Source organism: Actinoplanes sp. OR16 (genome assembly GCF_004001265.1).
GTDB lineage: Bacteria > Actinomycetota > Actinomycetes > Mycobacteriales > Micromonosporaceae > Actinoplanes.
Genome location: NZ_AP019371.1, coordinates 7,903,494 through 7,915,073, shown reverse-complemented (window position 1 = coordinate 7,915,073; position 11,580 = coordinate 7,903,494). Strand labels below are relative to the sequence as shown.

Genomic DNA, 11,580 nt, shown 5'->3' with positions numbered 1-11,580 from the left:
TCGCGGAGTCGGCGCACGGTCGGCATTGCCGCACTCTGATAACTTGACATTGTCAATCATGATTGTTCGCGATCATTTCGTGCTGCTGGAGGGCGGAGCGCTCGTAAGGAGCGAAATGCGTGATCTTCTGATCAACATCGCCGCGGCGGTCGTCGTCTTCGTGGCAGGTGCGATCAGCCGGGAGCTGCTCGGTCACTTCAAGGCCCGTCACGATCGTGCATTCTGGGGTCGCCGGCTCCTGCGCGGGAGAACGAACCTCTTCATCGGATCGTTCACGCGATTGAACCATCTCGAACCGTCCGGATGGGTCGGCGGCGGTGACGTCCGCGCGCTGCAATGCCTGACGAGCACCCTTGACCGGAACGGCGCGGATTTCGAGGTCGCCTACGCCTCGAGGATTTCGGAGGAGCAGCTTCACGAGAACATCATCCTGCTCGGCCTGGACGAGACGAACAGTCTGGCGGTGGGAATGTTCGAGCGGCTCGGCAGCGGGTTCCGGATGAATGCGGAAACCATGACGATCACCGACCTGCCGACCGGTGAGATCTATCGGCCGGAATGGGATGTGAACGAGCTCAACGGGGCGGACCCGCGCCTCGATTACGACGGTAGCTGGTTCATCACGGCCGGCAGCGACGGCACGCAGGTGGCGCGGCGATTCCGGACCGACTACGGCGTCCTGGTGAGGGCGGAGAACCCGTTCGCTCCGGGCCGCACCCTCATCATGATGGCGGGGATCTACGGGTTCGGCTCCTGGCGCGCCGCGCAGCTTCCCCGCGACGAGGAATTCCTGCGGCGCTGCGCCGGACTGCGCAACTTCGAATGCCTTTTCCGTGTCGAAGTGCAGCAGGGTCAACTGCTCGCCACGTCGATCCTGGTCCTCCGGCCGCTGCCCGGAATCAGAACCGACCCCGGCTCGCCCGCGCTCAGTCGTGAGCCGTCCGGGGAAGGCCACTCCGGATCGCCACCGCCGTATGGACCTCCCGATAGTCCTCGGGGCGCCAGGACCGATGGCGGACAGTCTCGTTGAAGGCGACCACTCGCCGGAAGTTGTCCCGTTCCTCCCGCTCGGAACTGAACTCCGGATCGGGCATCCGGACGGCTTCGAGCCAGGCGCTCTGCGACGGTTCCCGGTTCGCCTCGAGGAGGGCGGCCAGGTCGGCCCCGAATACGTGACAGAAGTTCTCCTGCATCAGTTCGGTCTGGTAGACCACGTCGCCCTGCATCTCGATCGGCCATCCGCCGATGTCACCGCGCCGCCGGCGGTCCTCCCACTCCGCCTGGAGGTCGACGAGATCACCGGAGACCGAGGAGGCGACCAACAGCTCCCCGCGGGGATCGGTCACGTCGTTCAGCATGGTGAAGAAGGAACCGCGCCGGTCGGCCGTCGGAATGTGCGCCAAACCGCTATACCAGGACGTCGTCACGGCGAATGCCCGGCCCAGGTTCGCCTCCCGCAGGATCTTGCCGGCGGTTTCCGCGTCATCGGCCTCGCTGCCGTGCACGAAGAGCACCTCGACGGTGATTCCGTCACTGATACGGCGCATCGATCCGGCCGGATAGCCGCTGCCCGCGGCGTGGTCGAATCGCAGCGTCTCGGCGACGTCGAATCCGAAGTCCTTGATGAGCGAATGCGCCGCCTTCTCCAGTCCCACGGCCGAGACGTCATAGGCCACCAGACGCAGCCCGCCCCGATGAGAATGGAATGTCCCGGCGAATTCGTTCGTCACCCGGCCGGTGCCGCAGGCGAAATCCAGAAGAGTGATCGGTTCGCTTTCCGGAAGCCACGTGAGGACCCGGTCCGCCGCCCGGCGCAGCACATTTCTCTCCGCCGTCAGGACCGGGACGGCAGAACGCTGGTCATAGCCCGTTCCGGCATAACGCCGGTCATAGATGGCGCGTTGACTCAACGAGGATCACTCCAGTCGGCATCCGGCGAGCGGGGGCCGCCCGGATGACGCCCCGAATCGTTCCTATCAACGATCGGGAGGCTTCGGCGGTGGTTCCGAATCATCGCATCGACCCGTGGCAGGAGCACTAGACCTCGGTGATGCTGATCGGCTTCGCGGTGAGGACGTCGCACTGGACGTAGGCCAGGTCGATGGTCACGTCGGTGAACCAGAGGACCGGCAGGGTCAGCGGCGGCGGCTGTTCCGGAGTGAAGGTCACCGGGATCAGGCCGAAGAGCTTGCCCTGGAACTTGGGGGAGTAGAACTCGACGTTGCCGTCCGTCGTCAGCTGACCGCTCTTGATCAGTGTGGTCTTGCCGTTCGGCTCGGCGATCGCGAGGCTGAACGGCTTGTTCACCGCCTTGTCCATGCTGAAGAACAGGCTCTTGATGGGCCCGTTCGCGGTAGGGACGTCGACCACACCCTCGTACGTCGAGTTGTACATGGTCAGCGAAGCGGTCTTGAGGATGCCGGGTTTCACGCCGGCGCGCGGGATGCCGTCCGCGTCGGCGAGCAGACCCACCTGGCGCGGGCCCAGGCAGGGGATCTCCTCGGGCTTCGCACTGGCCGCCGGTGCGGCGGACGGCCGGCCCGAGGGGACGGCGGAGGGCGCAGTGGACGGGCCGGCGGAGGTTGTGGACGGCGCGGGAGCAGGCGCCGCGGAGGTCGGCCCTGGTGACGTTGGCCCTGTTGAGGTGGGCGCTGCTGAGGTGGGCGTCGGCGACGGGCCGGGGTTGAAGATGTCGTTCAGGCCGTCGTTGATGCCCTCGATGATGTCGTTGATCCCGTCGAGGATCGGGGTGTCGCTCTCTTCCGCGTCGCCGGCGCCGGCGCTGGGGCTGGGACTGGGACTCGCCTTCGGCTGAGCTTTCGAGGCGGAGGCGGAGGCGGAAGTGGAGGCGGAGGCCTGGGCTTTCTTCTCCCGCTTGGCGGCGGCGGCTTTCTTCTTCGCTGCGGCGTCCGCCGACGGGGTGGCGGTCCGGGACGGCATACCCTTCGGGCACTCCGGCGCCGCGTCGGCGGGCATGTTCCCGCCACCGATCACGGCGGCGCCCAGCAGCAGCGGAGCGATCAGGATCAGCGCCTTGCGCCGCATCGACCGATGCCTCGGGCCCGGGTCGCCTGCCTGTCCGTCCGGGTCGGGTTCGGCGAAGCCGGGGTGAGCAGGATCGCGCGGCTCCCCGGCGTACCGGGAAGGATCTTGATCATCAAGGCCCGGAACGATGGCCGGATCGCTCACCACGGGCGGGAACTCAGCGGTCGGCTCGCCACTGTCGGGCGTGGGTGCGGGCGACTGCGGGGGAGCGGTCCAGGCGATCACGAGCGCGCCGCCCACGATGCCGAGGATCATGCCGAGGATCCAGCCGCCCAGGTTCAGCCCGATGAACGAGTAGAGCGCCGTGAGCGTGCCGATCACGCCGTAGAACAGGCGCTGCGCGGGACTGAACCAGACGAGCGCGCCGCTGATCAGCATGATCGTCGGGATGAGGTACGACAGGAAGCCCTGCGGACCGATGTGGATCTCGATGTTGTCCAGCGACATGTTGGCGCTGAGGAACATCTCCAGTCCCGACAGCACCAGGAGCAACCCGCCCCAGAACGGCCGGTCGCGTCGCCATTCCCGAAACGCCGTCACGCGATCTCCACCCTCACCGACGAAGGCCCGCGGAGCAGAGCGCTCCGCGGGCCGGGGAAACAACTCACTCGTAGTAGCACTCGTGCTTGCCGCCGACGTGGAACGTGAGGTTCATGCCGTTCAATGTGAAGGTCGAGGCCGAGGTGTAGTACGCCTGCTGCCGCAGGTTGTGGATGGTGACGACCCGGGCCTGCTGCCCGAACGCGCCGGGATCGCCCTTCGCCTCGTCCTGCGCCCGGTCGAGGGTGCCGGCGTCCAAGCCGATCTGGATGTCCTCGAAAGTGGCGTCACCGCCGAGCGAGGACATGCCGATCAGCAGGTTCGTGGCTTTCACCGGGTGTTTCTCGTCGTCGCCCGCTTCGATCCGCAACGTGACCGGGCCGACCGCCACCGACTGGCAGAGATCGGTCAGGGTGGCGTCCTCGATGCCCGACATCGCCGCCGGGATGGTGCCGTCCTTCGTCTCCAGTTCGCCGCTGTACTGCGTGAAGCCGTTGCCCACCAGCTTGCTGGCGGACAGTTTGAACTGCTCACCGGCGATGGTGAAGTTCGCGGCGAGCGCGCCGTTGGCCAGCGCGAGGACCAGGCCACCGGCGACGACCGTCGGCACGCCCACCGCCACGGCGAACCGGCGCCAGTTGGTGCGCCCGTAATCCTTCACGGAACCTCCTTGGGATGGCTTCCGGCACTCGCGTCCGTCGATGCCGAGGGCCGTAATGTGCCGGAAATGTTGCCGCTGTCGGGCGGCCGGGACAAGGGCGGCGGCTACCAGTCAGTAACCCAGATCACTTTGATCAACATGACGCAGGGTGATTCTCGGTTAGCGGCGTGTCCGATATTTCCGACAAAACCTTTCGGGCGGCCAAGTTACCCGTTACCCCGGGTACGCAATAGGCCGATTATCACGACTTGATAACGAAGCTGGATACTTGCTGAGTGGCATTTGTTTCGGTGCCCTCACTTAGGTCCCGCCCTCCTCCTGCCGATCGGGGTTACATGAACGCTCCCGAGGAGCGCCGCCCATGAGCGTGCAGCGACGTCTCAATCTGGGCTTCGCTGCCCTGGTCCTGCTCTTCCTGGCGTTCCTCGTGGTCGAGTTCGCGGTCGGCGGGCGGATCCGTGCCGACCACGATCGCCGTGCCGACCGGATCGCCGGGGCCTCGCTCGCCAATGAACGGGTCCTGCAGCAGATGACCGACGCCGAGACCGGCATCCGCGGCTTCCAGCTCACCGGTGATCGATCATTTCTCGCCCCGTACGAGACCGGCCGCACCGCCGCGCTCGCCGCCCTCGACGAGGTGGCCGCCGGCACCCGCGACTCCGCCGTGCGCAAGATGCTCGATCGTGAGCGCCTCGTCGTGCGCGGCTGGCTGGACGAATACGCGGCCCCGATCGCCACCGGTGCGGGTTCGGAGCTCCCCGATCGAGGCAAGCAGCTCTTCGACGAGTTGCGCCTCGTCAACGAGGCGGTGGGTCAGGGCATCGACGCCGAGTTGCGCGCCGAGAAGAATTCCGGATCCCAGGCCATTCGTACGGTGACCAGCGCTGCTGTCGTGCTGCTCCTGTCGATCGTGGCCGTCGCGTACGCCGTGGTCCGGACCGCTCGCCGTCACCTTCTCGTACCGCTCGGCAAGCTCGGCCGCACCATCCGGCACCTCGCCGGAGGCGACCGCTCCGCCCGCGCCGAACCGGCCGGCGCCGAGGAGCTGCGGACCGTCGCCGAAGCCCTCAACGACCTCGCCGCGCAGACCGAAGAGCTGCTCGCCGCCGAACACGGCCGCGCCACCCGGGCCGGCCTGCGCCAGGCCGTCGCCGCCGAACTCCAGGATCTCCGCGAACCGTCCGCCACGGTCCACCGCATCGCCGAGATGGTCGGCGTCGCGATCGACGCCGGCGCCGTGCACTGCGTGCTGACCATCCCCGGCACCGGCGCCATCGGGGTCCGCTGGCCCGCCGGCATCCCCGAACTCCCCGACGACGTGGTCACCGACCTGCTCACCGGCGGCCCCGGCCGGGTCAAGCAGTTCGACGACGGCGCGATCGGCGTCACCATCGGCGGCGACGCCGACTGCGAGGCCGGTTACCTGCGCGTCAGCCGCCCCGGCGTCACCGCATGGTCCGACGGCGAACGACGCCTGCTCACCGGCGTCGGCGGCGCCATCGAACGGGCGCTGCGCCAGCTCACCCTCCAGTACCGCCAGGCCCGCCTGATCACCGAGCTGCGGATGCTCGACCACCGCAAGGACGTGTTCATCTCGACCGTCACCCACGAGCTGCGCACGCCGCTGACCAGCATCCTCGGCTACACCGAGATGCTCAGCGAGGACATGGACGAACTGTCGACCCTCCAGAAACGCTCCCTCAACGCGATCATGCGCAACGCCCACCGCCTGCACGAGACCATCGCCGACCTGGTCCTCCTCGACCGCCCCGAAGCCGGCAGCGAAGTCTCCACCGAGCCCCTCGACCTCGGCGAACTGGCGACCACCGTGCACACCGAACTGGAGAACGCCGCCCGTGCCAAAGAACTCACCGTGACGTTCGAGGCGGAGGAGTGCTGGGTCATGGGCGATCGCATCCAGTTGCAGCGGGCCCTGCGCAAACTGATGGAGAACGCGATCAAGTTCACCCGGGCCGGCGGCAGCGTCCGATGCACCCTGACAGCCGACGCCCGGACCGTCTCGGTGACCGTCACCGATACCGGCATCGGTATCCCGGCCGAGGACGTCCCCGGCCTCTTCACCCCGTTCCACCGTGCCGGCAATGCCGTCGACCAGGCCGTCCAAGGGCCCGGCCTCGGCTTGGCGATCGTCCGCGACATCGTCAGTGACCACGGCGGCACCATCGCCGTGCAGTCGGTGGTGGGCCGGGGCAGCACGTTCACCCTGTCGTTGCCGGCGGTGACCGCCCCCGTCCCCGACTCGCTGCCGGACGTCCTTAGCGTGGGCTGACCTCTTACGCCCATTTCGACTGCCCTGCCCCGACCCGTTCTGCGGCGGGTCCCGGTCTGCCTGCCCTCGCGCCGGCTTGCTCCGTCGCGGCCGGCTCCCCAACGCCATGCCCGTCGGGTGCGGCCTGCAATGTCGGGCTCGGCATGCAACGTCGGGCTCGCCACGCAACGTCCGGCTCGCCATGCAAGGCCACGCCCCGCTCGCTGTGCCGCGACTGGGATCTTGGGTGATCCTCGACCTCTCCGTGTCCAAGTTCAACCAAGATCCGCTAGCGAAGCGGAGCGTGCCGAGGGGCGTGGCGAGCGGCGCGAGGGCGTGATGAGGGGCGTGGCGAGGGCGTGATGGGTGGCGCGAGGGGCGTGGCGAGGGCGCGATGAGGGGCGTGGCGAGGGGTAGCGCGAGGGGCGTGGCGAGGGGTGGCGCGAGGGCGCGATGAGGGGCGTGGCGAGTGGTGGCGCGAGGGGGCGTGGCGAGGGGTGGCGCAAGGGCGCGATGAGGGGCGTAGCGAGTGGTGGCGCGAGGGGCGTGGCGAGGGCGTGATGGGTGGCGCGAGGGGCGTGGCGAGGGGTGGCGCGAGGGCATGATGAGGGGTGGCGCGAGGGCGTGGCGAGCGGCGTGGCGAAGGGCGGCGCGAGGGCGCGACGAGGGGCGTGACGGCGCCGCGACGAGGAGAGCCGTGAAGGCGTGACGAAGGGCGTTGCGAAGGCCTGATGAAGGGCGCGACGAGAGGCGTGGTGAGGGACGCGATCGATATATCGGAGCCGGGCGACGACCGCGCCGGCGTCAACCGGTCCGGCTCAGCCGGCGTCGAGGGTGGCCACGGTCAGGCCGGTCAGGTCGTCGGTGCGGTGGGTTATCAGGAGGACCGATCTGTCGCCTGCCGCCGCCAGTAGATCCCTGGTCAGCGCGCCGGCCGTCTCATCGTCCAGGTGCTCGGCAGGCTCGTCGAAGATCAGGACTTGTGCGTCGGTCAGGAGCATCCGGGCCAGGGCGAGGCGTCGCCGCTGACCGCCGGAGAGCGACATTCCGTGTTCACCCACCAGGGTGGACAGGCCGTCCGGCAGGGTGCGGACCCAGTCGAGCAGGCGGGCCGCCCTCAAGGCCTCGACCAGCGCGGCGTCGGTGGCGTCCGGACGGGCGATGCGCAGGTTGCCGGCGATCGTGGTGTCGAAGAGGTAGGCGTCCTCCGGGAGATAGCCGACGACCTCTCGTACTCGGTCAGCCGGAATCGACCGCAGATCGACGCCGTCCATCGTCACCCGCCCGGACCGGGGGTCGAGGAACCGCACCAGCAGCGCGGCCACCGTGCTCTTCCCCGACCCGCTGGGCCCGACCAGCGCGACCCGCCCACCGGCCGGCAGCACCAGTGACACGTCCCGGACAGCGGTCCGCCCCGGGACCCATCCGGTGGTGACGCCTTCCAGCCGGAGCGAGGGAACGCCCGAGAGAACCACTCCTGGCTGGTCACCATCGGACACCAGCGGATCCGGGGCGGCCCACACCTCGGCGAGCCGGCGCAACGAGGCACGCGCCGATGCGAAGGTCGTTGCCGCGGCCGGCAGCGGGGCGGCCACCTCGAACACCGCCAGCGGCGTCAGCACCACCAGCGCCAGCAGTTCACCGGGCAGAGACCCGGACCGCACCGCCACGGCACCGGCGACCAAGCCCACAACGACGCAGAAGCCGCTGGTCAGCACGGTGACCGCCGACGACACTCCACCCACGAACGCCGACCGCCGCGCGGCAGCGGTCAGCCGCGCATCGACCGAGGAGAGGTGGTCGAGGCGGGACTGCACAGCCTCGTACGCGGTGAGGTCCGCCAGCCCGTGCACCAGATCGACGACGCCGGTGGTGAGTTCGCCGCGGAGCGGGGCGAGCCGCCCGTCCGTCCGCGGCAGCAGCGGCACCCCGGCGCCGACGACGATCAGGCCGGCGGCGAGCGCGATGCCGGCGGCGGGCACGAGAGCGCCGACGACCAGCACGGAGGCGAGGCCGACGACGGCGGCGACCGCGTACGGCAGAACGACCCGGGTGACCAGGTCGAGCACCGCGTCGACGTCGGCGGCGAGGCGTTGCGCGAGGTCGGCGCGGCGGAAGTCGGCGAGGCCGGCCGGGGCGAGTCGTTCGAGGCGGGTGTAGAGCCGCACCCGCACGTCACCGAGGATCCGGAACGCGGCGTCGTGGCCGATGAGCCGTTCGAGGTAGCGGAACACGCCGCGGCTGAGCCCGCACGCCCGCACCGCCACGATCGCGACCATCAGGTGCAGCACCGGCGGATGCAGCGCGGCCCGGGAGATCAGCCAGGCCGAGCAGGCGGTCAAGGCGATCGCGGCGCCGGCTGCGCCGACTCCGGCGAGGAGGGCGAGACCCAGGCGACCCGCCGCCGGCCTGATCAGCTGGTACGGGGTGACAGCGCCGCTCATGACGCGCCCACCGGGACGAGCGGGCGGGACAGGTCGATCGAGCGGTCGGCGAGCGCGATCAATTCCGGACGGTGAGCCGCGATGATCACGGTTCGTCCGACGGCCAGCCGGCGGATGGCGTCCATGACCGAGGCGGCGGTGCCGGCGTCGAGGTTCGCGGTCGGCTCGTCGAGCAGCACGAGAGGCGCGTCGCGCAGGAACGCCCGGGCGAGCGCGATCCGCTGCCGCTGACCGGCCGACAGCCCCGTCCCCGAATCCCCGAGCACCGTCGCGAAACCGTCCGGCAGGTCCCGGATGAATCCAGCAGCGCCGGCAAGCTCGGCAGCGGCCTCGACCCGAGCCGGCGAGGACGGGCCGGCGAGGGCGATGTTGTCGTACACGGACGCCGCGAGAAGATGCGGGCGCTGCGGGACCCACGCGATCGCACGGCGCCACGCTGCCGGATCAAAAGCGGACACCGGAGTGCCGTCGACGGTCACGCGGCCCGACGTCGGGGCCACGAAGCCGAGCAGGACGTGCAGGGCTGTCGACTTGCCGCAGCCGGACATGCCGGTCAGCGCCACGACTTCGCCGGGCGCGATGGTCGCGGTCAGACGCAGAGCCGGCGAAGGGCGGCCGGGAAAGCGGACCTCGACGTCCTCGAAGGAGATGACCCCGGTGGAGGGAGCAGACGTGCCGGAGACCGGAAGCGGCGTCTCCAGCACGGCGAACACCTCGTCAGCCGCGGCCAGGCCCTCCGCGCTGGCGTGGTAGTTGGCGCCCACTTCGCGCAGCGGCCGGTACGCCTCCGGCGCCAGGATCAGCACGAGCAGAGCGGTCGCCAGGTCGAGGTTCCCGGAGACCAGGCGCAGGCCGATGCCGACGGCGACGAGGGCCACCGACAGGGTGGCCAGCAGTTCCAGGACCAGGGAGGAGAGGAAGGCGGTCCGCAGCGTGCGCATGGTGTGCCGGCGCTGGTCCTCGCTGATCCGCTTGATGATGCCGGCCTGGGCACGGGCGCGGCCGAAGAGTTTCAGCGTCGGCAGGCCGGCGACCACGTCGAGGAAGTGGTGGGAGAGGCGGGCGAGCAGCCGGAACTGACGGCGGTTCTGCGCCTCGGTGTGCATGCCGACCAGGACCATGAAGAGCGGGATCAGGGGCAGTGTCACGGCGATCGTGACGGTGGCGATCACATCGGCGGGGAAGAGCCGGACCAGCAGCAGGCCGGGGACCAGCACCGACAGGACGAGCTGCGGCAGATAGCGGGCGAAGTAGGCGTCGAGCGCGTCCAGGCCGTGACCGGCGAGCGCTGCGACCTCGCCGGCCGGCCGGCGAGAACCCGGGCCCGACGAGGCGATGTGGGCGAGCAGCCGGCGGCGCAGCTCGCTCTTGACCGAGGCGGCCGAGCGGGCCGACGCCACCTCCTGCAGCCAGGCGGCCAGCGCCCGGGCGGCCACGACGGCGACCAGGGGCAGCACATCGACGCTTCCCGAGGAGAGGAATACCGCCGTGATCGCGTTCGCCAGCAGGACGGCCTGGCAGATCAGCAGCGCGGCCTGGGCGGCGCCGAGGACGACGGTGGCCGCCAGGTACGCCCGGGTGGCACGGGCGTACCTGATCAGGCGCGGGTCGAGGGGCTTCATGCCGGGATGTCACTCACGGTCAGGCGCTTCCGGAAGATCCAGTAGGTCCAGCCCTGGTAGAGCAGGACGATCGGCGTGAAGCAGGCCGCCACCCAGGTCATGACCGTCAGCGTGTACGGCGTGGACGACGCGTTCGTCACCGTCAGGCTGTTCGCGGCGTCGAGGGTGGACGGCATGACGTTCGGGAACAGCGTCACGAACAGCGCCGCCACGGCCAGCAGGATGGTCGCGCCGGTCGCGGCGAACGCCCAGCCCTCCTTGCGGACGCGGGTGGCGAGCACCGCGCCGGCCAGGGCCAGCGCGGCGAGGATCGACAGCGCGATACCCCAGCCGTCCTTGCCGGTGAGGCCGGTCCAGATCAGGAACGCGGCGGCCACCGGGACGGCGACCAGAGCCAGCCGAGCGGCGAGACGGCCGGCCTGCACGCGCATCGGGCCGTCGGTTTTCAGGGCGAGGAAGACCGCGCCGTGCAGGGTGAACAGCGACAGCGTCGTCAGGCCGCCGAGCAGGGCGTACGGGTTGAGCAGGTTGACGAAGCCGCCGACGTATTCGTGCCGGGCGTCGATCGGCACCCCGCGCAGGATGTTGCCGAACGCGACACCCCAGAGGATCGCCGGGATCAGGCTGCCCCAGAAGATCGCCAGGTCCCACCGCTTCTTCCAGGAGGCTTCCGGCCGTTTGCCGCGGTACTCGAAGGCGAGACCGCGGACGATCAGGGCGACCAGGATGATCAGCAGCGGCAGGAAGAAGCCGGAGAACAGGGTGGCGTACCACTCGGGGAACGCCGCGAAGGTGGCCCCGCCGGCGACCAGCACCCAGACCTCGTTGGCGTCCCAGACCGGGCCGATCGTGTTGATGGCCAGGCGGCGGGAGCGATCGTCCTTGCCGACGACCGGGAGCAGGATGCCGACGCCGAAGTCGAAGCCTTCGAGGAGGAAGTAACCGGCCCAGAGGACGCCGATCAGAATGAACCAGACGGTAGTGAGTTCCATTTTCAAG

8 protein-coding genes are annotated in these 11,580 nt (G+C 69.7%); 2 read left to right on the top strand and 6 right to left on the bottom strand.

The features are described 5' to 3' along the window. The first annotated feature begins 43 nt into the window (after window positions 1-43). Window positions 44-1,030 (top strand): hypothetical protein, encoded by a 987-nt coding sequence (locus EP757_RS36370; protein WP_127552895.1) that lies wholly within the window; start codon window positions 44-46, stop codon window positions 1,028-1,030. On the opposite strand, the gene EP757_RS36365 is transcribed toward EP757_RS36370, so the two are convergent. The 3 genes from EP757_RS36365 to EP757_RS36355 form a co-directional block, all read right to left on the bottom strand. Next, entirely contained in the window at window positions 927-1,910 is a 984-nt protein-coding gene (locus EP757_RS36365; RefSeq protein ID WP_127552894.1) for a class I SAM-dependent methyltransferase, read from the bottom strand. The two genes, EP757_RS36370 and EP757_RS36365, sit on opposite strands and share 104 nt — an antisense overlap. A 127-nt stretch (window positions 1,911-2,037) precedes the next feature. Then, window positions 2,038-3,585, bottom strand: coding sequence for a DUF6114 domain-containing protein (locus EP757_RS36360; RefSeq protein WP_127552893.1), 1,548 nt, complete (start codon window positions 3,583-3,585; stop codon window positions 2,038-2,040). A 64-nt stretch (window positions 3,586-3,649) separates the two neighbouring features. Next, window positions 3,650-4,246 (bottom strand): DUF6230 family protein, encoded by a 597-nt coding sequence (locus tag EP757_RS36355; RefSeq protein ID WP_232050191.1) that lies wholly within the window; start codon window positions 4,244-4,246, stop codon window positions 3,650-3,652. A gap of 361 nt (window positions 4,247-4,607) precedes the next feature. Between EP757_RS36355 and EP757_RS44705 the strand changes: the two genes are divergently transcribed. Next, window positions 4,608-6,536 carry an ATP-binding protein gene (locus EP757_RS44705; RefSeq protein WP_127552891.1) on the top strand — a complete coding sequence of 643 codons (1,929 nt, stop codon included), beginning with the start codon at window positions 4,608-4,610 and terminating at the stop codon, window positions 6,534-6,536. Window positions 6,537-7,333: 797 nt separating this feature from the next. Here EP757_RS44705 and cydC read toward each other — a convergent pair. Genes cydC through cydB form a run of 3 tightly spaced genes read right to left on the bottom strand, consistent with a single transcriptional unit; the run spans window position 7,334 to window position 11,573 of the window. Further along, window positions 7,334-8,959, bottom strand: coding sequence for a thiol reductant ABC exporter subunit CydC (gene cydC, locus EP757_RS36345; protein WP_127552890.1), 1,626 nt, complete (start codon window positions 8,957-8,959; stop codon window positions 7,334-7,336). Continuing rightward, on the bottom strand, window positions 8,956-10,581 hold the full coding sequence (cydD, locus tag EP757_RS36340) for a thiol reductant ABC exporter subunit CydD (protein WP_127552889.1): 1,626 nt from the start codon (window positions 10,579-10,581) through the stop codon (window positions 8,956-8,958). Before cydD ends, cydC begins: the two co-directional genes overlap by 4 nt. After that, a complete protein-coding gene (cydB, locus tag EP757_RS36335; RefSeq protein ID WP_127552888.1) occupies window positions 10,578-11,573 on the bottom strand; it encodes a cytochrome d ubiquinol oxidase subunit II in 996 nt (331 codons plus the stop codon). The genes cydD and cydB overlap by 4 nt, the downstream gene beginning before the upstream one ends. Window positions 11,574-11,580: the final 7 nt, after the last annotated feature.

Coding starts and splice junctions, on each gene's coding strand:
- EP757_RS44705 (WP_127552891.1), top strand. CDS start 4,608: ATGAGCGTGCAGCGACGTCTCAATCTGGGCTTCGCTGCCCTGGTCCTG.
- cydC (WP_127552890.1), bottom strand. CDS start 8,959: ATGAGCGGCGCTGTCACCCCGTACCAGCTGATCAGGCCGGCGGCGGGT.
- cydD (WP_127552889.1), bottom strand. CDS start 10,581: ATGAAGCCCCTCGACCCGCGCCTGATCAGGTACGCCCGTGCCACCCGG.
- cydB (WP_127552888.1), bottom strand. CDS start 11,573: ATGGAACTCACTACCGTCTGGTTCATTCTGATCGGCGTCCTCTGGGCC.